At 67.8% G+C, this 21,672-nt stretch carries 20 protein-coding genes and 1 riboswitch; of the genes, 6 read left to right on the top strand and 14 right to left on the bottom strand.

Annotation, left to right across the window (positions count from 1 at the left end; genetic code table 11):
- The first annotated feature begins 41 nt into the window (after positions 1-41).
- Positions 42-239, top strand: a riboswitch (cobalamin riboswitch).
- Between the two features lie 112 nt (positions 240-351).
- Positions 352-2,505: a TonB-dependent receptor gene (locus tag ASF08_RS08520; protein WP_056143781.1), complete on the top strand. Its 2,154-nt coding sequence runs from the start codon at positions 352-354 to the stop codon at positions 2,503-2,505.
- A 46-nt stretch (positions 2,506-2,551) separates the two neighbouring features.
- On the opposite strand, the gene ASF08_RS08515 is transcribed toward ASF08_RS08520, so the two are convergent.
- Both ASF08_RS08515 and ASF08_RS08510 read right to left on the bottom strand, forming a co-directional pair.
- The gene (locus ASF08_RS08515) at positions 2,552-3,109 is read right to left on the bottom strand and encodes a DUF1993 domain-containing protein (protein WP_056143778.1); all 558 of its coding nucleotides are present in this window, start codon (positions 3,107-3,109) and stop codon (positions 2,552-2,554) included.
- A gap of 95 nt (positions 3,110-3,204) precedes the next feature.
- A complete protein-coding gene (locus ASF08_RS08510; RefSeq protein WP_056143777.1) occupies positions 3,205-4,314 on the bottom strand; it encodes a hypothetical protein in 1,110 nt (369 codons plus the stop codon).
- A 233-nt stretch (positions 4,315-4,547) separates the two neighbouring features.
- Here ASF08_RS08510 and ASF08_RS08505 point away from each other — a divergent pair, with 233 nt between their 5' ends.
- The 3 genes from ASF08_RS08505 to ASF08_RS08500 all read left to right on the top strand — a co-directional run bounded on the left by ASF08_RS08505 (position 4,548) and on the right by ASF08_RS08500 (position 7,713).
- Positions 4,548-6,878 (top strand): Tex family protein, encoded by a 2,331-nt coding sequence (locus ASF08_RS08505; RefSeq protein WP_056143774.1) that lies wholly within the window; start codon positions 4,548-4,550, stop codon positions 6,876-6,878.
- A 105-nt stretch (positions 6,879-6,983) separates the two neighbouring features.
- The gene (locus ASF08_RS24655) at positions 6,984-7,286 is read left to right on the top strand and encodes a hypothetical protein (RefSeq protein ID WP_156629513.1); all 303 of its coding nucleotides are present in this window, start codon (positions 6,984-6,986) and stop codon (positions 7,284-7,286) included.
- Positions 7,261-7,713 carry a BLUF domain-containing protein gene (locus ASF08_RS08500; RefSeq protein WP_056143771.1) on the top strand — a complete coding sequence of 151 codons (453 nt, stop codon included), beginning with the start codon at positions 7,261-7,263 and terminating at the stop codon, positions 7,711-7,713. Before ASF08_RS24655 ends, ASF08_RS08500 begins: the two co-directional genes overlap by 26 nt.
- 108 nt (positions 7,714-7,821) lie before the next feature.
- On the opposite strand, the gene ASF08_RS08495 is transcribed toward ASF08_RS08500, so the two are convergent.
- The 8 genes from ASF08_RS08495 to ASF08_RS08460 form a co-directional block, all read right to left on the bottom strand.
- Complete coding sequence (locus ASF08_RS08495) at positions 7,822-9,168, bottom strand: L-serine ammonia-lyase (protein WP_056143768.1); 1,347 nt, start codon at positions 9,166-9,168, stop codon at positions 7,822-7,824.
- A 119-nt stretch (positions 9,169-9,287) separates the two neighbouring features.
- A complete protein-coding gene (locus tag ASF08_RS08490) occupies positions 9,288-9,794 on the bottom strand; it encodes a phosphate-starvation-inducible PsiE family protein (protein WP_056143765.1) in 507 nt (168 codons plus the stop codon).
- A gap of 70 nt (positions 9,795-9,864) precedes the next feature.
- Positions 9,865-10,422 (bottom strand): DUF4337 domain-containing protein, encoded by a 558-nt coding sequence (locus ASF08_RS08485; RefSeq protein ID WP_018045979.1) that lies wholly within the window; start codon positions 10,420-10,422, stop codon positions 9,865-9,867.
- A 93-nt stretch (positions 10,423-10,515) separates the two neighbouring features.
- Positions 10,516-11,562, bottom strand: a complete 1,047-nt coding sequence (locus ASF08_RS08480) for a sulfate/molybdate ABC transporter ATP-binding protein (RefSeq protein WP_018045980.1) — start codon at positions 11,560-11,562, stop codon at positions 10,516-10,518.
- Between the two features lie 4 nt (positions 11,563-11,566).
- On the bottom strand, positions 11,567-12,448 hold the full coding sequence (gene cysW, locus ASF08_RS08475) for a sulfate ABC transporter permease subunit CysW (RefSeq protein ID WP_056143763.1): 882 nt from the start codon (positions 12,446-12,448) through the stop codon (positions 11,567-11,569).
- The gene (gene cysT, locus ASF08_RS08470; RefSeq protein WP_026176312.1) at positions 12,441-13,298 is read right to left on the bottom strand and encodes a sulfate ABC transporter permease subunit CysT; all 858 of its coding nucleotides are present in this window, start codon (positions 13,296-13,298) and stop codon (positions 12,441-12,443) included. Before cysT ends, cysW begins: the two co-directional genes overlap by 8 nt.
- 322 nt (positions 13,299-13,620) lie before the next feature.
- Entirely contained in the window at positions 13,621-14,703 is a 1,083-nt protein-coding gene (locus tag ASF08_RS08465) for a sulfate ABC transporter substrate-binding protein (protein WP_443136809.1), read from the bottom strand.
- Positions 14,704-15,390: 687 nt separating this feature from the next.
- Positions 15,391-15,579 carry a hypothetical protein gene (locus ASF08_RS08460; protein ID WP_026176314.1) on the bottom strand — a complete coding sequence of 63 codons (189 nt, stop codon included), beginning with the start codon at positions 15,577-15,579 and terminating at the stop codon, positions 15,391-15,393.
- A 395-nt stretch (positions 15,580-15,974) separates the two neighbouring features.
- Between ASF08_RS08460 and ASF08_RS08455 the strand changes: the two genes are divergently transcribed.
- Complete coding sequence (locus tag ASF08_RS08455) at positions 15,975-16,196, top strand: hypothetical protein (RefSeq protein ID WP_018045985.1); 222 nt, start codon at positions 15,975-15,977, stop codon at positions 16,194-16,196.
- 261 nt (positions 16,197-16,457) lie between these two features.
- Here the strand turns inward: ASF08_RS08455 and ASF08_RS08450 are convergent, their stop codons facing one another.
- Both ASF08_RS08450 and ASF08_RS08445 read right to left on the bottom strand, forming a co-directional pair.
- The gene (locus ASF08_RS08450) at positions 16,458-16,853 is read right to left on the bottom strand and encodes a hypothetical protein (protein ID WP_056143761.1); all 396 of its coding nucleotides are present in this window, start codon (positions 16,851-16,853) and stop codon (positions 16,458-16,460) included.
- Between the two features lie 76 nt (positions 16,854-16,929).
- Complete coding sequence (locus ASF08_RS08445) at positions 16,930-17,376, bottom strand: MerR family transcriptional regulator (RefSeq protein ID WP_056143758.1); 447 nt, start codon at positions 17,374-17,376, stop codon at positions 16,930-16,932.
- A 68-nt stretch (positions 17,377-17,444) separates the two neighbouring features.
- Between ASF08_RS08445 and ASF08_RS08440 the strand changes: the two genes are divergently transcribed.
- Positions 17,445-18,218: a cation transporter gene (locus ASF08_RS08440; protein WP_056143755.1), complete on the top strand. Its 774-nt coding sequence runs from the start codon at positions 17,445-17,447 to the stop codon at positions 18,216-18,218.
- A 224-nt stretch (positions 18,219-18,442) separates the two neighbouring features.
- Here ASF08_RS08440 and ASF08_RS08435 read toward each other — a convergent pair whose 3' ends face one another.
- Positions 18,443-20,791: a xanthine dehydrogenase family protein molybdopterin-binding subunit gene (locus tag ASF08_RS08435; RefSeq protein WP_056143752.1), complete on the bottom strand. Its 2,349-nt coding sequence runs from the start codon at positions 20,789-20,791 to the stop codon at positions 18,443-18,445.
- Positions 20,788-21,267 (bottom strand): (2Fe-2S)-binding protein, encoded by a 480-nt coding sequence (locus tag ASF08_RS08430; protein ID WP_056143750.1) that lies wholly within the window; start codon positions 21,265-21,267, stop codon positions 20,788-20,790. The genes ASF08_RS08435 and ASF08_RS08430 overlap by 4 nt, the downstream gene beginning before the upstream one ends.
- Positions 21,268-21,672: the final 405 nt, after the last annotated feature.

The following is a 21,672-nucleotide window of genomic DNA, read 5'->3' as shown; positions in this document are numbered from 1 at the left end:
GGGCTGTTGCCGTGACGTCGTTGACGCGGTCTCCCGGCCTCGACTAGCTTGAGCATGACGGTTCCTCTTCGGGGGATCAAAAGGGAACGCGGTGAGGACCTTGTGTCCGATGCCGCGGCTGCCCCCGCAACTGTAAGCGGCGAGTCCTTCATCAACACGTCACTGGGTGATCACCTGGGAAGACGATGAGAGGGCGGYGACCCGCGAGCCAGGAGACCTGCCGTCAGTCGTGGTCACACGCGAAACGCATCGGGCGGGGTGTCCTGGTGGGGTGTCGGGGCGTTCGCATGTCGCGAAYGCATCGGCTTCGTTCGCGGTGACGTGCCACTGCCGTCGCCCGAGGTTTCGCCCGTGTCCGCCCATCCTCCACGCGCTCTCCATCCCCTCCTCGTCCTCGCGCTGCTGACATCCGCGTCACCGGTCCTCGCCCAGTCCGGCGCGGCGACCACCGCCGAGGCGACCCTCGACGAACTTTCCGTGGCCGCCGACATGCGTCCGCCGCCTCCCGCTGCCGGTCCCGGCCTCGGCGGGGCCACGGGCGGAACTGGCGGGGCCGAAGCGTTCGGCGCCCTGTCCGCTCCCGCGCTGACGTCGAGTTCCGGCGTCATCACCGGCAAGGCCCTCAACGACCGGCCGGTCACCCGCCCCGGCGAGGTACTGGAAGCCGTGCCCGGCCTCATCGTCACGCAGCATTCCGGCGAGGGAAAAGCCAACCAGTACTTCCTGCGCGGCTTCAACCTCGACCACGGCAGCGACATCGCCATCACCATCGACGGCATGCCCGCCAACATGCGCACCCATGGCCACGGCCAGGGCTATGCCGACATCAACTTCCTCATTCCCGAACTCGTCGGCGCGGTGGAGTTCCACAAGGGCCCGTATTTCGCCCGCGACGGGGATTTCGCCTCCGCCGGCTCGGTGCGGATCGACACGATCGACGCGGTGCCCCGCCCTCTCGCGCTCACTTCCCTCGGCAGCTTCGGCTACAAGCGGGCGCTCACCATCGCCTCCGCGCCGCTGGGGGAGGGGACCCTCCTCGCCGCCGGCGAGGCTCAGGTCTATGACGGCCCCTGGGTGGTGCCGGACGATATCCGAAAGCTCAACGGCGTGCTGCGCTACAGCCAGGGCACCGCCCTCGACGGGTTCTCCCTCACCGGCATGGCCTATTCCAACCGCTGGACGGCGACGAACCAGATCCCTCAGCGGGCGATCTCCGAGGGCCTGATCGGCCGCTTCGGCACCCTCGACCCAAGCGATGGGGGTAATGCGAGCCGCTTCTCCCTGTCGGGCCGCTGGAGCCGGTCGGACGACGGCGGCGTCACCCGCGCCAGCGCCTACGTCATCCGCTCGAATCTCAACCTGTTCAACAACTTCACCTATTTCCTCAACGATCCGGTCAATGGCGACCAGTTCCGCCAGCTCGACAGCCGCACCGTCGCCGGCGGCGAGATCGCGCGGGTGTTCAAGGGTGAGCTGTTCGGTCTCGCCATGGAGAACGAGATCGGCGTGCAGGCGCGGTTCGACGACATCCATGTGGGCCTGTTCAACACGCGGGCGCGCACCTCCCTCTCCACCGTGCGCGACGACCGCGTGCAGGAGGGCAGCGCCGCCCTCTACTTTGAGAACCGCCTGCGCTGGACCGAGTGGCTGCGCACCAGCGTCGGCCTGCGCGCCGACGCCTACGACGCCACCGTGAGATCGAACAATCCGCTGAATTCGGGCCATGCGCGGGACGGCATCGTCAGCCCCAAGCTCGGCGTCGTGTTCGGCCCCTGGGCCGGGACCGAGCTGTTCGTGAATTACGGCGAGGGTTTCCATTCCAACGACGCGCGGGGCGCGACCATCACGGTCGATCCGGGCAATCCCTTGTTCCCCCTCGACCGGGTGCCCCTGCTGGTGCGCTCGGTGGGCTCGGAGGTCGGCATCCGCAACCGCTCCATCGCCGGTCTCGAGTCGACCGTGACCCTGTTCCAGCTCGATTTCGATTCCGAGAACCTGTTCGTGGGTGATGCGGGCACCACCGAGCCGAGCCGCCCGAGCCGGCGCACCGGCATCGAGTGGACCAACCACTACGCGGTGACGCCCTGGCTCGCTCTCGACGCCGACCTCACCGTGACCCATGCGCGCTTTGCCGACCGCGACCCTGCGGGGAGCCGCATCCCCGCCGCCCCTACCGCCATCGCGGCCGCCAGCTTTACGCTGGGCGAGTCGCTGGGCTGGTTCGGTACGCTACGGCTTCGCTATTTCGGCCCACGCCCGCTCATCGAGGACAATTCCGTCCGCTCGAAGCCCACCACCCTGGTAAACGGCCGCATCGGCTACAATTTCGACAACGGCGTCACGGTGCAGCTCGACATCCTCAACCTGCTCAACGTCAAGGCGAGCCAGATCGATTATTTTTATGAGTCGCGGCTGCGGGGAGAGCCCGCCGGCGGGGTGGCGGACACGCATCTGCATCCGGTGGAGCCGATGGCGGTGCGGTTGACGGTGGCGGGGCGGTTTTGAGGAATGGGAGCGGGTTGCGGGCAGCCAAGCCGCTCTCCGGTCATGCTCATGGCAGCGATCCGGGCCGGAGATACGCGAACATGTGAGGCACATAGTCGGCTTTGCCGAGCGCGATGCCGTGATGTCGCAAGATGGCGTAGGCGGTGATGACGTGGAAGTAGAACTGAGGCAGAGCCCAATCCCGAGCGTATTGTTCGCCGCTCATATCGAACGTGATGTTGCCCGGAAGCTCGATCGTGATCTGCAGGGTCGCTCCGGAATCGAGGGCATTGTCCGAGAGGCTGTCCAGACGCGCCAATGCGTCGGCGATGCGAGCCCGTGCATCCGCGATTGAGCCGGGCACGTCGCCGGCATTGCGCCCCTCGGCCGCCACGGCAGCAAGCGATTGGGGAATATCTTCGCCGCGAAGGCGGAACGTCGCCTCCTGAGCTTGGTAGGCGGCAAAACACACCTGTGACGCTAACGGGTACATATCCGGTGCCAGACGCGCCGATAGCAGACCATTGGCCGGATCCACCCTCTGATGCTCTGCCTTGTCCAGCAGCCCGGCCAGCGTCCGCAACATGTTCCTGTAGGTCGGTACCAGAAGGTTAGTCAGCGACATAATCAGTCTCGCGTCGACGGCTACTTCAAGGCCTATCCTATTTCCCCGGGAGCGAACACCATGAGTCGACGCTTACTTTTTCCCATTCCGGCCTCCTACGGCCCCACCCGCTTGCGCACCACCATCTCCCCCTTGAACAAGAACTTCTGCGCGCGCTTGCCCGTATCCACCTCCGTGGTGAACACGTTGCCCTTGCTGTCCACGGCGAGGTTGTGGACCCAGTGGAAGTCGCCGGCCATGCGGCCGTTGCGGCCGAAGGCGCCGAGCACTTCGCCGGTGTCGCGCTTGAGGGTGCGGACCTCGTTGTTGGCGCCGTCCGCATTGAGGAGGTAGGTCTGGTCGGGGTCGGGCCAGAGGGCCAGTTCCCAGACCGAGCCGTTGGCGCGGGTGTTCTTTTCCACGAAGAACTCCTTCACGAAACTGCCGTCGCGGCGGAACACCTGGACCCGGTCATTGGCCCGGTCGCAGACATAGACCAGCCCGTCGCGGGCGATCTGGACGCAATGGACCGGGTTGCGGAATTGCTGGGCCGGCGCGGCGGCCGGGTCGTAGGCGGGCAGCGCTTCGTCGGTGGGCGGCTTGCCGTAGGCGCCCCACATCCGCTTGAACGCCCCGGTCTCGGCATCGAACACGATGACCCGGTGGTTGTAATAGCCGTCGGCCACGAAGAGCTCGTTGGTCTCCGGGTCCACCTGCATGGCGGCGGGGCGGCCAAGGCGGGTGGTGTCGAGGCTGTTGGTCTGCGGCCCCTGCTTGCCGATCTGCAGGACGAATTTGCCCTCCGGCGTGAATTTCAGGATCAGACCGTCCTGCTCGCCGTTGCCGGCGAGCCAGACGAAGCCCTTGTGGTCGATATGGATGCCGTGCTCGTTCTGCGGCCAGTCATAGCCTTCGCCCGGCCCGCCCCATGACCGGACGAGGGTGCCCGCCTGGTCGAAGACCAGCACGGGAGGGGCGGGGTGGCAGCATTTGGTGCGCGGCGGCGTGAGGCTCGCCGCCTTCTCGTCATCGGTCAGCGAGCGGGGCCGCTGCACCACCCAGATCCGGTCCTCGGCATCCACCGCGACGCCGGAGGCCTGGCCCATGATCCAGTCGTTCGGCAGGGGCTTGGGCCAAGCCGGATCGACCTGGAAGGTCGGGGGTTCCGCCGAGGCCGCCCCCGCGAAGGCGACGACGAGCGCGGCCAGAGCAAGCCTGAGCCTCATGCGATTCTCTCCCTGACCCGTTTGTTCTTTCGACAAGTCTCCGCTGCGACGAACCCCATGTCCATGGCAGGCAAGCGTGTTCGGCGTCCGCTTTCACGACAATCGGTATCGACACGGGGGGCTTTGTCACGAACACCTCGGCCCGGGAGCCCGGCGGGGCGGCCGGATGCGGTTTGACCACGCTCCGGCCCGGCCTGTAGACACCGCGGCCCCTTCACGCGCGCGAGGATTCCATGGCCGCCATCACTGCAACCATCGCGGCGGAGCTCAAGGTCGCCGAGCGGCAGGTCGCTGCGGCCGTCGAGCTTCTCGATGGCGGGTCGACGGTGCCGTTCATCGCGCGCTACCGCAAGGAGGTCACCGGCGGCCTCGACGATTCCCAGCTCCGCGATCTGGAGGAGCGCCTCGCCTATCTGCGCGACCTGGAGGCGCGCCGCGCCGCCATCCTCGACAGCATCGACGGCCAGGGCAAGCTCGACCCTGCCTTGAAGGCCCGCATCCTCGCCGCCGACACCAAGGCGCGCCTCGAAGACCTCTACCTCCCGTTCAAGGTGAAGCGCCGCACCAAGGCGCAGGCCGCCCGCGAGGCCGGGCTCGGCCCCCTCGCCGAGGCGCTGCTCGCCCATCCCGAACGCGCGCCGGAACAGGCCGCCGCCGCCTTCGTCGATGCGGGCAAGGGCATCGCCGATGTCGAGGCCGCGCTGGAGGGCGCGCGCACCATCCTGATCGAGCGGTTCGGCGAGGACCCGGAACTGGTGGGAAGCTTGCGCGACACGGTCTGGCAGCGCGGCCGGATGACCTCCACCGTCAAGAAGGGCAAGGAGGCGGCGGGCGAGAAGTTCGCCGACTATTTCGATTTCTCCGAACCGCTCACGCGCCTGCCCTCGCACCGCATCCTGGCTCTGTACCGGGGCGAGAAGGAGGAGATCCTCGACCTCGACATCACCGATGCCCCCGGCGACGTGGCCGAGAAGGGCGTGCCCTCCTGGCAGGAACTGCGCATCGCCCGCGCCTTCCGCATCGGCGATCACGGCCGGCCGGGGGACCGTTTCCTGATGGAGACCGTGCGCCGGACCTGGCGCACCAAGCTGAAACCCGCCCTCGACACCGACCTGCGCGGACGCCTGAAACAGGTGGCCGAGACCGGTGCGGTGAGCGTCTTTGCCGGCAACCTGCGCGACCTGTTGCTTGCCGCCCCCGCCGGTGCCCGGCCGACCCTCGGCCTCGATCCGGGGTTCCGGACGGGGGTGAAGGTCGCGGTGGTGGATGCCACCGGCAAGGTCGCGGCCACCGACGTGATCTACCCGCACGAACCGCGCCGGGACTGGAACGGCGCCCTCGTCGCCCTGGCCAAGCTCTGCCGCGCCCATAAGGTCGAGCTCATCGCCATCGGCAACGGCACCGCCTCGCGGGAGACCGACAAGCTCGCCGCCGAACTCATCGCCAAGCAGCCGGAGTTGAAGCTCACAAAGGTGATGGTGTCGGAGGCCGGCGCCTCGGTCTATTCGGCCTCCGCCTATGCCAGCGCCGAATTGCCGGGCCTCGACGTGACCCTGCGCGGGGCGGTCTCCATCGCCCGGCGCCTGCAGGACCCGCTCGCCGAACTGGTGAAGATCGAGCCGAAGGCCATCGGCGTCGGCCAGTACCAGCACGATCTCGGCGAGGGTCAGCTCTCCAAGGCCCTCGATGCGGTGGTGGAGGATTGCGTGAACGGCGTCGGCGTCGACGTGAACATCGCCTCCGCGCCCCTGCTCGCCCGCGTCTCCGGCCTCTCCGAGCGGGTGGCGGCCAACATCGTGACGACGCGGGACGAGAAGGGGCCGTTCCGCACCCGCGCCAGCCTCAAGAAGGTCGCCGGCCTCGGCCCCAAGGCCTATGAGCTCGCCGCCGGCTTCCTGCGCATCCGCGACGGCGACGATCCCCTCGACGCGTCGGGCGTGCATCCGGAGGCCTATCCGGTGGTGCGCCGCATCCTCGCCGCCGCCGGACAGCCCATCCAGGCCGTCATCGGCAACGGCCCCGTCCTGAAGAGCCTCGACCCGAAGCGCTTCACCGACGAGACCTTCGGCCTGCCCACGGTCACCGACATTCTGTCGGAATTGGAAAAGCCCGGCCGCGACCCGCGCCCGGCCTTCAAGACCGCGACCTTCCAGGAGGGCGTCGAGAAGATTTCGGATCTCCGGCCCGGCATGCGCCTCGAAGGTGTCGTGACCAACGTCGCCGCCTTCGGCGCCTTCGTGGATATCGGCGTCCACCAGGACGGCCTCGTCCACATCTCGGTCCTGGCCGACCGGTTCGTGAAGGACCCCCGCGAGGTGGTGAAGCCCGGCGACGTGGTGCAGGTGCGCGTCGTCGAGGTGGATGCCAACCGCAAGCGCATCGCGCTCAGCATGCGCTCGGAGGAAGCGGGCGCGCCGCGACCGGGGCGACAGGAGGAGCGCTCCTCCTCACGCCCCCAGCAGAGACCCGCGCCGGCCCCGGCGCCACGCGGCCCGGCCCCCGACGGGGCCATGGCCGAGGCCCTGCGCCGGGCGGCGGAGGGCAAGGACCGGGGACGCCGCTGACGGCGGCGTGCGTCTCCTCTCCCAGGAGACGATTTCGGGTACCTCGGGCGCGATCCGGACCCAGGCCTAGGCTCTGAATCCCGTGATCGGGCTCTCGGCTGGACGGTGAGCGATCTTCGCGCCGTTCATACCGAAATCTCGGCTGGGACCGTTTCCCGGCATCCGGCACGTCGCGTAAAGACCTCCGCCTGTCGCTGGCCCGAGCGGGGAAGAGGATTCCAAGAGCTGCTTATCGTTGCGTATTCGGATTTGATTAACTTCGCGATCAAACAAGACAATCGGGTCAAGGCCGATATCGTTCGTGCGGCGTTGGTGGGCTGCATGAGCGTCAGAGACGATCATTTTCTTACGCTTCGCTTTTTAACGGAAGTGAAAATCTACGATGATTCACCAACTCGTCTATTATAGCCGTAACGTCGTGCAGGGTAACGACCGCGCAATGCTTACGAATCTGCGGGACATCGTTTCCGCTTCTCAGCGCAATAATAGCAGAGACGGGATCACCGGCTTCCTCATTTTCGACAAGACGTGGTTCATTCAGATTCTGGAGGGTGAGCAAGCCCAGGTGAGTGCCACCTATACTCGGATTGCACGCGACCCGCGCCACGCCACCGCAACCATCATGGATGCGCGCAATGTTCAGAGCCGCTCCTTCCCCAACTGGACCATGGGCGGCGCGATGCGAACGCCAGAGGTGGAAGAAGTCTACCTGCAGCACGGTATCGGAAGCGCGATCGAGCCGACACGCCTGAAGAGCGCCCACGTCATCAATCTCGCCCTCGATCTTCAGGCCTTCGATGCGGCCAAGCGTCAGGCGCAGCGTCTCGCCAGCTAGCCCCGGCACCCGAGGGTTCGCAGAGTGCACGGACGGCCATGGGTTTTGCTCGTCACCGTCTGGATAATCTGCAGAACCGGCCGTGACGGCTGAGACGGGATCGGCGGCTCAACACGCCGCCACGTTCACCGCGAGGCCGCCGAGCGAGGTCTCCTTGTACTTCGCCTGCATGTCGTGGCCGGTCTGGCGCATGGTCTCGATGACCTCGTCGAGGCTGACCCGGTGGATGCCGTCGCCGCGCAAAGCCAGGGAGGCGGCCACCACCGCCTTGTTGGCCCCGAAGGCGTTGCGCTCGATACAGGGGATCTGGACGAGGCCGCCGATCGGGTCGCAGGTCATGCCGAGATGGTGCTCCATGGCGATCTCGGCGGCGTTCTCGATCTGCAGGGTCGAGCCGCCGAGCAGCGCGGCCAGACCCGCCGCCGCCATGGCCGCCGCCGAGCCGACCTCCCCCTGGCAGCCGACCTCGGCGCCGGAAATCGAGGCGCGGCTCTTGATGAGACCACCGATGGCGGCCGCCACCAGCAGGAATTCGCGGCCGCGCTCGTCCGACCAGCCGGGGCAGAAGTCGCGGGCGTAGCGCAGGACGGCCGGGACGATCCCGGCGGCGCCGTTGGTGGGGGCGGTCACTACCCGGCCGCCGGCGGCGTTCTCCTCGTTCACCGCGAGGGCGAACAGGCTGATCCAGTCCATGATCTCGTGGGCCGGCCGGGCGTTGAGGTGGCGGTTGGCCTCCAGGTCCTCGAACAGCTTCTTGGCCCGCCGCCGCACCTTGAGGCCGCCGGGCAGTTCGCCGGTCTGGCGAAGCCCCCGGTCGATACAGGCGAACATCGCGTCGCGGATGGCGTCCAGGCCCTCGTCGATGGCCTCGCGGCTGCGGCTCGCGCCCTCGTTGGCGCGCTGGACCTGGGCGATGGAGAAGCCGGTGCGCAGGCACGTGGCCAGAAGATCGGCGGCGCTGGCATAGGGCAGCGGAAACTCCACCGCCTCGCCCGCGCGGACCTCCTCCTCGCCGACGACGAAGCCGCCGCCGATGGAATAGCAGGTGACCGTGTCGAGGACCGTGCCCTGACTGTCGAGGGCGCGGAAGCGCATGCCGTTGGTGTGCACCGGCAGCACCTCGGTGAAGTTGAAGACGAGATCGGTCTCGAGGGCGAAAGCCGGCCCGCCGAGGCCGAGCCGGCCCGTCCGCTTCGCCTCGGCCACGTATTCGTCCACCCGGTCGGGGTCGATGGCGGAGGGGCTATGGCCGAGGAGGCCGAGGAGGATGGCGATGTCGGTCCCGTGCCCGCGCCCGGTCCAGGCGAGGGAGCCGAAGATCTCGGCGCGGATGCGGGCGAGGCCGGGACGGCGCCGCGTCCGCTCGCGGAAATCGAGGGCCGCAACCATCGGCCCCACCGTGTGCGAGCTCGACGGGCCGATCCCGATCTTGAACAGGTCGAAGGCGCTGATCATCGGTCCCGGTCCGTCTCATCCGCAGCATCGCGCGGCGTCGCGACCGCTCGTCTCATCGGCCTGATCTGAAGATCGGGCCTCGTCTTCGCAAGTGCGAAGCCAGTTCCAAGACGGCGGGATCATTCCTTGCCGGCCACCTCGTTGTCGTCGCGGGCGCGATGCAGCAGGAAGATCGAGATCACCATGGTGAGGATGAGCCCGGACAGCACCCCGAGTTCGATCATGGAGGCGCGGAACAGCGCCTCGCGCTCGGCCGTCATCGGCGCGTGCATCACCTCGGAGGATTGCAGGGTGATGACGAGGACGCGCCGGATCGAGGCGATCAGTCCGACGATGAGGAAGGGCTCGCAGGTGAGCCGCCCCGAGCGCATCGAGACCCGCACCGTGTGCAGGATCTCCACCAGCATCAGCAGGAACAGCAGGCTGTCGACGATCTTGAGGAGTTCGCCCGAGCCCCCGAGATGACGGATCGCCCCGAAGAGCAGGCCCGTCGCGTCGATGAGCGCGAGGATCGCCGTCCCGGCGAGGAGCAGGCCGAGGGCGGCATAGACCGCATGTTCGGTGTGAAGGAAGACGAAGGCCGAGACCCGGGTCAGCCGGCCTTCCTGCTCGCTGTCTTGCGCCATGTCTCGCCTCCCTTTCCTTCAACTGTCGCGAAGGAGGCGAGAGTCCAGGCTCGGTGCCGGGATTCGTGCGTCAGTGGAAGAACGGCAGAACGTGCGGCGCGTAGAGGCCGAAGCCCAGCATCACGAGGCCGGCGAGGCCCAGGAACCCGCCCGCCAGCGTCAGCGCGGCGATGCCGGTGATGACCTGGGCCGAGGCGAGCACGATGCCGATCTGGAAGGCGGCCGAGCCGAACTCGTAATGATGGTAGCGATGGAGCGCGAGGTCGCGGTGCTCCTGCGAGGCCCGCGCCTTCTCCTGCAGCTCCTTGCGCCCGTCGCCGGTGGCGGGGTCGGATTCCCAGCGGGCCATGGTCTTGGCCCATTCCGCGCGCTTGGCCGCGATGGCCGGTGCGTTGGCCGTCTCCGGCGGGATCAGGGCGAGGGTCTCGTCGGCGGTCTTGAGGATGGTGCCGCGGATGGTGCGGGCCTGATAGTAGGCCCATTGGTTGGAGGATTCGACGTTGGCGCTGAGCGCTTCCGTCTGCGCACCCTTGGCCAGGGTCTCGGCCAGCGCCAGGAACAGCGCCAGCACGGAGATCAGCAGCGCGACCTTCTTGTTCGAGCCTTCGATGGCTCCATGACCCGACATGCCGGATGCTCCCTCTCGATTTCGACGGCGGGAGTCACAGCCGATCCGCGGAGGAAGCGCAACCGTTTCCTCCGCGGCGCTGGCGCCGCCCCGTCAATCCTTGAAGACGTAGCCGGCGTTGATCGTCAGGCCGACCTTGCGGCCGGCGGCGAGGCGGTGGGTGTCGGAGGCCTCCACCACCACGGTCTTGCCCTCGGAGCGGTCCACCTCGATCCGCTGGCGGCCCTGGCTGCGATAGGAGGAGCGGACATGGCCTTCGAGATGGGCCTGGTCGGGCTCGGCGAATTGCAGCTGCCACGGCCTCGCATAGAGCTTGACCGGGCCGACGAGGCCGGGCGGTGCCTTCACCGGGGTGAGGCGGCCGTTGACGCGGACCTCGCTCCCCTGGGCGATGGCCTCCACCTCGATCGTGTCGCCGAGGAACTTGAGCACGGTGGAGGAGACCGGGTTCTCCTGGACCTCGTCGGGAGTTCCGATCTGTTCGAGGCGGCCCTTGGACAGGACGGCGACGCGGTCGGAGAGTTCCAGCGCCTCGTCCTGGTCGTGGGTCACGAAGATCGTGGTCTGGCCGGTGCGGTCGTGGATCTCGCGCAGCCAGCGGCGCAGGTCCTTCCTCACCTGGGCGTCGAGGGCGCCGAAGGGCTCGTCCAGCAGCAGCACGCGGGGCTCCACGGCCAGAGCGCGCGCCAGCGCGATGCGCTGGCGCTGGCCGCCGGAGAGCTGCGACGGGTAGCGGTCGGCGAAGCCCGAGAGCTTGATGAGGTCGAGGAGATCGCCGACCCGGCGCTTGATCTCGGCCTTGGCCGGCCGGTCCGCGCGCTTGCGGGCGTTGAGGCCGTAGGCGATGTTCTCGGCGACACTCATGTGCTTGAACAGGGCGTAGTGCTGGAACACGAAGCCGACGGCGCGCTCCTGCACCGGAACCCGCGTGGCATCGTCGGCGCCGAAGATGATCCGCCCGCGATCGGGGAAATCGAGCCCGGCGATGATGCGCAGCAGCGTGGTCTTGCCCGAGCCCGAGGGGCCGAGCAGCGCCAGCAGCTCTCCCGCCCGCACGTCGAGGGAGAGGTCGTGCAGCACCGCCGCGGTGTCGAAGGTCTTCGACAGCCCCTCGACCCGGATCGCCGTGGACGATCCCACCGGGTCAGTGGCCCCGTGCGCCGGCTGCGATCTCGGCGCTGAAGCGCCATTCGAGAAGGGATTTGACGAGGAGGGTGACAAGAGCGAGGCCGGCAAGGAGGGAAGCGACGGCGAAAGAGGCAACGAAGTTGTACTCATTGTAGAGGATCTCCACGTGGAGCGGCAGCGTGTTTGTCAATCCGCGGATATGGCCCGAGACCACCGACACCGCGCCGAATTCACCCATCGCCCGGGCGTTGCAGAGGAGCACGCTGTAGAGCAGCCCCCAGCGGATGTTGGGCAGCGTCACCGTCCGGAAGGCGTGCCAGCCGGAGGCGCCGAGGGTCAGCGCGGCTTCCTCCTCCGCCGTCCCCTGCTCCTGCATCAGCGGGATCAGCTGGCGGGCGACGAAGGGGAAGGTGACGAAGATCGTGGCGAGCACGATGCCGGGAACGGCGAAGATGATCTGGATGTCGTGCGCGAGCAGCCACGGGCCGAGGAACCCTTGAGCGCCGAAGACGAGCACGTAGATCAGGCCCGAGACCACCGGCGAGACCGAGAACGGCAGGTCGATGAGGGTCACGAGCAGGTTCTTGCCGCGGAATTCGAACTTGGCGATGGCCCAGGAGGCCATGACGCCGAAGACGAGGTTGAACGGCACGGCGATGGCCGCGGTCAGCAGGGTGAGGCGGATCGCCGAGCGGGCATCCGTTTCGGAGAAGGCGGCGAGATAGGCCGACCAGCCCTTGGCGAAGGCCTGGATGAACACCGTCACCAGGGGCAGCACCAGGAACAGGGCGAGGAAGACCACCGCGATCCCGATCAGCAGCGCGCGGACGGCGAGGCCTTCGGTGACCACGCTCCCGGCGCGGGCGGGGGGCTGGGTGGTGGCGAGGGCGCTAGACATATCCGAACCTCCTGCGGCTCCAGGCCTGGATCAGGTTGATGGCCAGCAGCGTCACGAACGAGATGCCGAGCATGATCGTCGCGATGGCGCAGGCGCCCCCGTAATCGAACTCGGAGAGCTTGATGACGATGAGGAGCGGCGCGATCTCGGAGACGTAGGGCAGGTTGCCGGCGATGAAGATGATCGAGCCGTATTCCCCGACGCCGCGGGCGAAGGCGAGGGCGAAGCCCGTGAGCACCGCCGGGATCAGCGGCGGCACCACCACCTTGATGAGGGTGTGCCAGCGATCGGCGCCGAGGGTGGCCGAGGCCTCCTCGATCTCCTTGTCGATCTCTTCGATGAGGGGCTGCACCGTCCGCACGGCGAAGGGCAGGCCGATGAAGACCATGGCGATGTAGATGCCCACCGGCGTGTAGGCGGCCTCGATCCCCAGCTTGGCGAGCTGTTCGCCGACGAGACCGTTGGGCGCATAGAGGGAGGCCAGGGCGATGCCGGCGACGGCGGTGGGCAGGGCGAAGGGCAGGTCCACCACCGCGTCCACGATCTTGCGGCCGGGGAACCGGTAGCGGGTCAACACCCAGGCGATGAGGAAGCCGAAGACCGAGGCGGTGAGCGCGGCGAGGAGCGACACGCCGAAACTCACGCGCAGGGCGCTGGCGACGCGCGGATCGGTGGCCACCTCCCAGATCCCCCACAGGCCGAGGCCGGAGGCGCGGGCGACGAGGGCGGCGAGCGGCAGCAGCACGATGATGCCGAGGCAGGTCAGGGTGTAGCCGAAGGTGATGCCGAAGCCCGGAATCACGCTGGGCTGACGGAAGCGTCGTCTCGGACGCAGAGGGGGCTCTGCCATGGGGTGGTCCTGAAGTGGGTCGCCTCGCTCACGCATCGGCGGGTCGGGAAGCGGGTGCGGTGTCCGGCGGAAGGTCGCCCTCCGCTCCGCGGGCACCCTCGCCGTGACGGCTAAGGGTCACACATTTCGCGGTCTGCGCTGACGAGCCCTCCTCCCCCTTGTGGGGAGGAGTTGGAGGTGGGGGTGGTCGGGCGACCCTCAAGCTGCGGAGGCAAGCGGCGCCACCCCCACTCCTGACCTCTCCCCACAAGGGGGAGAGGGACGCGCTCTGCCTGCAGCAGCAGATGTAGGAATCCCGTAGCCGCGACGGGGGAGGTCCGCGTTATTGCGGCGGCTTGCTCAGCTGGTCGAACAGGCCGCCATTGTCGAAGTTCTTCTTCTGGATATCGTCCCAGTTGCCCTGGAGATCCTCGATCTTGAAGAGCTTGAGCTCGGGCAGCTGCGCGAGATGCTCGGGCTTGGCGGCCTCGCGCTTGATCGGACGGTAATGGTGCTTGGCGAAGATCGCCTGTGCCTTGTCCGTGTAGAGGAACTGCAGGTAGGCCTCGGCCTGCTTGCGGGTGCCCTTCTTGTCGACATTGGCGTCGACCAGGGCCACCGGCGGCTCGGCGTAGATCGAGGTCGGCGGCACCACGACGTCGAACTTGTCGCGGCCGAACTCGTCGAACACGAGATAGGCCTCGTTCTCCCAGGTCGGCAGCACGTCGCCGAGACCGCGCTGGGCGAAGGTCACGGTGGAGCCGCGCGCGCCCGTATCGAGCACCGGCACCTGCTTGTAGAGCTGGCCGACGAAGGCGTTGGCCTTGTCGGCGTTCTTGCCTTCCTTCTCGTAGGCGTAGCCCCAGGCCGCGAGGAAGTTCCAGCGCCCGCCGGCGGAGGTCTTCGGGTTCGGCGTGATCACCTTCACGTCCGGCTTCACCAGGTCGCCCCAGTCCTTCACGCCCTTCGGGTTGCCCTTGCGCACCAGGAACACCACGGTGGAGGTATAGGGCAGGCCTTCGTTGGGCAGTTTGGTGCGCCAATCTGCAGGAATCTTCTTCGAGATGCGGCTGATCGCGTCGATGTCGGAGGGGATGCCCAGGGTCACAACATCGGCGGGGATGCCGTCGATGACGGTGCGGGCCTGCGAGCCCGAGCCGCCATGCGCGGCCCGGATGGTGACCGTCTCGCCGGTCTTGGCCTTCCACTCCTCGATGAAGGCCGCGTTGATCTCCTTATAGAGCTCCCGCGTCGGATCGTAGGAGACGTTGAGGAGTTCGGTCTGCGCCTGGGCGGCGCCGGATGTCAGCAGCGCGGAGCCGAGCCCCGCCGAGACCAGGCCGACCGAACCGGCGCACAGGGCGAGGATACGCCTTCTCCGGGAGAGACGGCGGGCGTTGGGCGTCGAGGACATGGTCGAGCTCACAGGGTTGTCTCCGGCTACGTCGCGGCGCGGGAACGTTGCCGTCCCGATGCCCCGGTGATGCTACGTTTCGTTCTTTTTAAAGAACAATGTCAAGCTTGGCCGGATTGGCGTTACTGAGCTTAGATAGGTAATTCTCCTTCAAAAAACGAGGTCTAGAAGAACTCCCGGCGGCATGGAGAACGAAAATCTCTCCGTTCCCGGCGATTTGGAACAAGATGCTCAGGGAAGCTGGTTCTTTAGAAAGGACGTTCCGCCCCGGATCACGCGCCGATCCGCATGGCGGACTCCGGCCGATCGCGAGGGCCGCTAGGCCGGCGAATCGGCGAAACGGAGAGCGGGGCCGGACGGCGTCGGACCGATCCATGGAGGCACGACGAAGCGCCGGTTGCGGCATGCCGCGACCGGTCGTCCGGGCTGGGTGGCTCTCGCTGTGTCGAGGGCCGTGATGTGGAGGCAGGCTGGAACGCCGAAGCGTCTCGCGGGGGCCGTTCAGTCGGAGGCGAGGGCGACCAGGGAGAACAGGGTCGCGAGCAGGATGTTTCCGGCGACGACGAGAACGAGGACGGTCATGGGATCGGGTTTCGCGGGTTGGCTGCGGACGGGCCGGGCAGGTCCGGCGCGTTGGCGGAACCCATAGCACCGCAATTCTGAACGGCGTGTGTCGTCCCGCTCATCCGGCGTGACGAGTCAGCCCTTCGTGCGGCCGAGCTTCGTCAGCAGCGTCTCGATCCGCTCGCCCACTGGTTCGACCAGTGAAGCCGCATAATGGGTGCGCAGGTTCAGCCCGAGATGGCGTCGTACGCTCGCGGAGAGCGCCACCGGTCTTGCCCGGTGTGCTCGACCGTCCTGCCCGTCATCCGGCTGCATTTTGGTCATGAGGGGTGGCTCCGCTCATACTCGACTTTCTCACGGGTGAGTGAGTCGGTCGTGACCAGAAGGCTCCCACGGATTGGTTAAGAACAATTTTATCGATTCCGCGAAAGACGCATGCGGCCGAGCTTTGCCGAGCGCCGCCAGTTTTCCTCTTTCCTGTCAATGACATTTTACATTTCCAGAGCGAAATAAATCCGCCGCCCGTCCCTCCAGGAGGAAATGGCACGCCTGCAAAGGGTTGCCTCCGGCCGACCCCTCGGCCGACCCGCCGACAGGGTTACCGAATGGTTTCCGGCTGTGGACGGCTGCACCGAAGCGGGGTTACAACGCTCTCGCTCGCTGAGTCGGATTCAAGTGTTCGGAGAGCAAAAACTGCACGAAGGGGAGATCTTCAAAGAATGCAGACCATCACCATCACAGTGCGAGAGCGCGACACCGTATTGGCGGCATTGCGTTACTATCAATTCTATCGCCTTCAGGGCCATCCCTTCGATCCTCGGCAAGATCACCTGATCGATGCAATTGCAAGCCACTCAGGTGAAAGTCTAGATCTTGCGGAGATCGATGATCTGTGCGCCGGCATTCAGGGCAACAAACACGCCCTCAGCGCCGCCGCCTAGGCCCCCCGAAGGGATCCTCCATCGACGGCGGCGGCCTTCCCACGCCGCCTGAAAGACAAGGGACGGGCGAGCCGGCACGCAGTCCGCGTCCGTGCCGATACGACGCCGGTCGGGGCGGATGTCCGAGACGGCCTCAAAAGAAGAAACTTCTCTTTTCACGCTTTGCCGGGACATCCCCACGACCCGCCGCGCCATCGCGCAACGGGCCATCCTGCGGGCCACAGGCACCGTGCCGGGCTCCCCCGGCCGGTGCGCCCGCGCTCACGGAGCCGTGGCAAGCTGGCTCTTGGCGCGCTGCAGCGCGGCGTTACAGGCCTGGGCGTCGCCCTTGCCGTCGGCGGTGCGGGCCTCGTCCAGGGCGACCTTGGCCTGCATCGCCGCATCGGAGCCCTTGCCGGCCTCGGCGGATTTCTCCGGCGGAGCGGCCGGGGTCGAGGCGTTGCCTGCCTGCCCGGTCTCTCCCTGGCCTTCCCGCGCGCCGGCCGCCGCCTTGCCCGAGGTCGAGGCCGAGATGGCGCCGGTCGCCTCCTCCTTCACCTTCGCTTCGAGGCGCGCGATCTCCTCCGAACACGGGGAGGCGAGGACCGGGCCGGCCACGAGGCTGGCGGCGAATCCGGCGGCCAGTACGGCGGCGAAGGAACGGGGTCTCTGAAACATGGGGCATCCTCAACGGGCGGGTCTGTGACGGGACAACCCGCCGCCCGCCCCTTCGGCTCCGCCGGAGCGGCGAAGTTTACGCCTCGGCGAATCCCGGCCGCGCACCGCCATGGTCGTGGTCGCACTCGCCGTGATCCGCCAGAACCTGGATGACCCGGCACTCGCCCACCCGCCCGTGGCCGCATTCCGTCACCATGCGCTGCAATTCCGTGCGCAGGGAGACCAGCCGGGCAATGCGCTGCTCCACCACCGCGAGGTGGCGCCGCGCCAGGCGGTCCACCTCGGCGCAGGATTCCTCCGGCTGCGCGCTCATGGCGAGAAGTTCGCGAATCGCATCGACCTCGAAGCCGAGCTCGCGCGCGTGCCGGATGAAGTTGAGCCGCGCCACCTCGGCGTCGCCATAACGGCGCTGCTGCCCGTCGGTGCGCGGGGGAGAGGGCATCAGCCCGACCTGCTCGTAATAGCGGATCGTCGGCACCTTCACCCCGGCGCGGCGCGACAGGATTCCGATCGAGAACGTCATTTTCCGCTTGATCCTCTAGTCGCTAGAGCTTGTAGGCTCCTGTCTAACGACGAAACGAGGAGACAGCCATGGCCGAATCCTGCTGCGGCACGAGCCAGAACCAGCCCGACATCCACACGCACGCGCATGCTCATGCACCCGGCGACGGGCATCACCATGCCGCCGCGGCGCGGGCTCCGACAGCCTCGGCGCACGAGGAATCCTGCGGCTGCGGCGGCGGCGTTCCGGTCTTCGACGGGGTCGATCCGCGCTACAAGCGGGTGCTGTGGTTCGTCATCGCCCTCAACGGCGCGATGTTCGTCACCGAGATGGCGGCGGGCCAGGCGGCCGGATCGCAGGCGCTGAAGGCGGACGCCCTCGATTTCCTGGCCGACACCGTCACCTACGGCCTCAGCCTCGCGGTCATCGGCGCGAGCCTTCGCACCCGCTCGTTGGCGGCCCTGGCCAAGGGGGTGAGCCTCAGCCTGATGGCGGTCTGGGTCTTCGGCTCGACGCTCTACCAGACCCTCGTCCTCGGCGTGCCGAGCGCGGAATGGATGGGCGGCATCGGTCTGCTGGCGCTCGCCGCCAACGTCGCCTCGGTCCTGCTGCTGATGCGCTACAAGGACGGCGACGCCAACGTCCGCTCCGTCTGGCTGTGCTCGCGCAACGACGCCATCGGCAACATCGTGGTGATGGGCGCGGCGCTCGCCGTCTGGGGCACCACGTCGGCCTGGCCTGACCTCGCGGTCGCCGCCCTCATGGCCGGCATCTTCCTCTCCTCCTCGGTCCAGATCCTGAGACAGGCCTGGGGCGAGTATCGGGAGGAAGGCCGGGAGGGGCGGGCGGTGGCGGCTGAGTGAGGTTCGAAAGGCGATTCCGCCTTCGGCATTTCCAACCCGGCCCCTCATCCTGAGGCGCCGGAGCGCAGCGGAGGCCTCGAAGGAGGCCTCCAGTTCGCGCAGTCGGCGCTGGACCCCTCCTTCGAGGCCGCTTCGCGGCACCTCAGGATGAGGTGGAGGACTGGATCACGTGTCGAACGATGTGACCCTCCGGCCCAAGTCTTCGGGCCGAAGGGTCTTTGTGTTTACGAGCTCAGCTGGTCGCGGATCGGCAGCTGCCGGATGCGGCGGCCGGTGGCGGCGAAGACCGCGTTGGCGATGGCCGGCGCCACGGGGGGGACGCCCGGCTCACCGACACCGCCGAGCGGGCGGCTGTAGTCGTTGTTCTGGATCAGGTGGACGTGCAGCTCCTTCGGGGCGGCGTCGAGACGGGTGATCTCGTAGCCGTCGAAGTTGTTCTGCTGCGCGCGCCCGTCCTTGAAGGTGATCTCGGCCGACAAGGCCAAGCCCATCCCCATGACGACGGCGCCCTCCATCTGCGAGCGGATACGCTCCGGGTTGACGTGCGGTCCGCAATCGACGGCGATGTCGATGCGTTTGACCGAGACCTCACCCTTGGACCCCACCTCCACTTCGGCCGCCACCGCCGTATGGGTGACGAAGCTGTAGTGTCCGGCAATGCCGAGGCCCCGTCCCTTCGGCAGCTTCCGGCCCCAGCCGATCCCCTTGGCCGCCGCCTCGATGACCCCGCGCAGGCGCGCCGTCTCGATGGGATAGCGGGCGGGATCTTCGCCGTAATTCCAGACATCGCCGATGCTGGTCGGGTCGATCACCCGGTCGGGGCCGATCAGGGCCAGCAGGTACTCCTTCGGATCCTTGCCCGCCGCATGCGCCAACTCGGCGACGAAGGACTGGATCGCGAAGGCGTGCGGGATGTTCGAGACGGAGCGGAACCAGCCGATCCGCACATGCGCGTCCGCCGCCGGGTTCTCGAGGCGGATGTTGGGCACGTCGAAGGGCGTGTTGGTCAGCCCCATCCCGAGCTCGAAGGGCAGCTCGTTCTTGGCGCCGGCCGCGAAGATCGAACCGATCGTGGGCGCGGCCGAGCGGTGGAGCCAGGCCACCGGCATGCCCTTGTCGTCGAGCCCGGCCTCCAGGCGCTCCACCGAGATCGTGTGGTAGTAGCCGTGATGGAGGTCGTCCTCGCGGGTCCAGGTGAGCTTCACCGGCGCGCCGTCCACGGCCTGCGAGCACAGGGCGGCCTCGAGCACGTAGTCGGGCTTGGACTTGCGGCCGAAGCCGCCGCCGAGCAGCGTCACGTTCACCCGCACCTTGTCGGCGGGCAGGTTGAGCTTCTTGGCCAGCCGGTCGTGGGTCGCCTGGGGAGCCTGGGTACAGGCCCAGGCCTCGCAGAACCCGTCCTTGATCCGCACCGTGGCGGCCGGCGGCTCCATCGGGGCCTGGACGAGATGGGGCACGAAATACTCGGCCTCGATCCGTTGCTTGGCCTTGGCCATGGCGCCGTCGACGTCGCCCTGGTTGCGCACGACCTTGCCGGGCGCCCGCGCTGCCTTCTCCAATTCGCCGCGGAAGGCAACCGAATCGTAGTTCGCGTTCGGGCCATCGTCCCAGGTGATCTTCAGGGCCTCGCGGCCCTTCATCGCCGCCCAGGTGTTCTTGGCGATGACGGCGACGCCGCCGATCGGCTGGAACTCGGACGGGATCTCGGGCGCGTCGATCTTGAACACCTTGACCACGCCGGGGACCTTCATGGTCTCGGCATCGTCGTAGCTCGCCACCTTGCCGCCGAAGACCGGCGGGCGGGCGACGAGGGCGTAGAGCATGCCGTCGAGGCGGGTATCGAGGCCGTAGATCGCCTTGCCGGTGGTGATGTCGCGGTTGTCGATGAGGCCGATCTTGCCCTTGCCGATGAACTTGAAGGCCTTGGGGTCCTTCAGGGTCACGCTCTCGCGGGCGGGCACGGCGAGTTCGGCGGCGGCCGCCGCGACATCGCCGTAGCCCAGCGTGCGCTTCGACTTGGCGTGGGTGAGGACGGAGTTCTCGGCCTTCACTTCCACTGCCGGCACGCCCCATTGCTTGGCGGCGGCCTGGACCAGCATGGCCTTCGCCGCGGCACCGGCATGGCGCAGATGCGGGAAGAAGTGGCGCAGGCTGCGCGAACCGTCGGTATCCTGGTTGCCGAACCGGGCTTCGTCACCCCAGGCCTGGGCGACCTTCACCTTGGCCCAATCGGCCTCGAGCTCGTCGGCCACCACGAGGGCGACGGAGGTGCGCACGCCCTGGCCCATCTCCGAGCGGTGGCAGGTGATGGTGACGGTGCCGTCCGGCGCGATGGCCACGAACACCTTCGGGTCGTCCTGCCAGCCATGCGGCATGGCATCGGCGCCGAACTTTTTGGGACCCTCGGCCTTCTCCTCCGCCCGCGCGGAATCGCGCCAGGACAGGGCGAGCACCAGGGCGCCCAGTCCGCCGAGCATGGCGCGGCGGCTGACATTGGCGAGAGCGCTCGGCGCTTCGGGGGCGGCGGTCGTCTCGGTGGCGAGGTCGGCCGTGAGCTGTGCGTCGTGAATCACAGGCGCTCTCCCTTGTTGGCGGCCGGCGCGTTTCCGGCGGCCTGGTGGATCGCGGCGCGGATGCGCGGATAGGTGCCACAGCGGCAGAGGTTGCCGCTCATGGCCTCGTCGATCTGGTCGTCGCTGGGCTTCGGGGTCTCCTTGAGGAGGGAGGCCGCCTGCATCATCTGCCCGCACTGGCAGTAGCCGCATTGCGAGACGTTGAGGTCGCGCCACGCCGCCTGGACCGGGTGGTTGCCGTCGGGGGAAAGCCCCTCGATGGTCACCACCTCCTGGCCCTCGGCCGCGGAGATGGGGGTGACGCAGCCACGCACGGCGGTGCCGCCGAGATGGATGGTGCAGGCGCCGCAGAGGGCCTGGCCGCAGCCGAACTTGGTGCCGGTGAGGCCGACTTCGTCGCGCAGGAACCACAGCAGCGGCATATCGGGATCGCCGTCGAAGCTGCGTTCAGCCCCGTTCACGGTGAGTTTGATCATCGGTGTATCCTGTCATCGCTCAGGCCACGGACCGGACGAGATCGGCTGGCCACCAATCCGTCGGGCTCGCGAATACCTCGGAGGTCGTCAGTCAGGCGCGGGGCGCGCGCGACATGGTCGCCGTCCCGCATCGAACGTCTTTGAGGTGCGGCAGCGGATCCGGCGCCCCTCGACAGGGAGCCGTCGCAGTGCACGAAGCGCCCACGCCCCGTACCTCATAATGAATCCAATTAAACGGTCGGGGTGCTGCAGTGCAACGGCCGGCAGCCAGGGGCGCCGCTTTCGCGAAGCTCGGCCGCGGATTCGATGTGCTGTTGCGCACGGCGCGCATCGGGACCGTGCGACGCTTTCGACGGTCGCTCGTTGTCTATGCCGCCCCTGCCGACATCGCTCCGGCTGAGGGCC

The organism is Methylobacterium sp. Leaf85 (genome assembly GCF_001422125.1).
GTDB lineage: Bacteria > Pseudomonadota > Alphaproteobacteria > Rhizobiales > Beijerinckiaceae > Methylobacterium > Methylobacterium bullatum.
The sequence above is the reverse complement of the archived record's forward strand: the minus strand, read 5'-3'. Positions and strand labels throughout refer to the sequence as shown.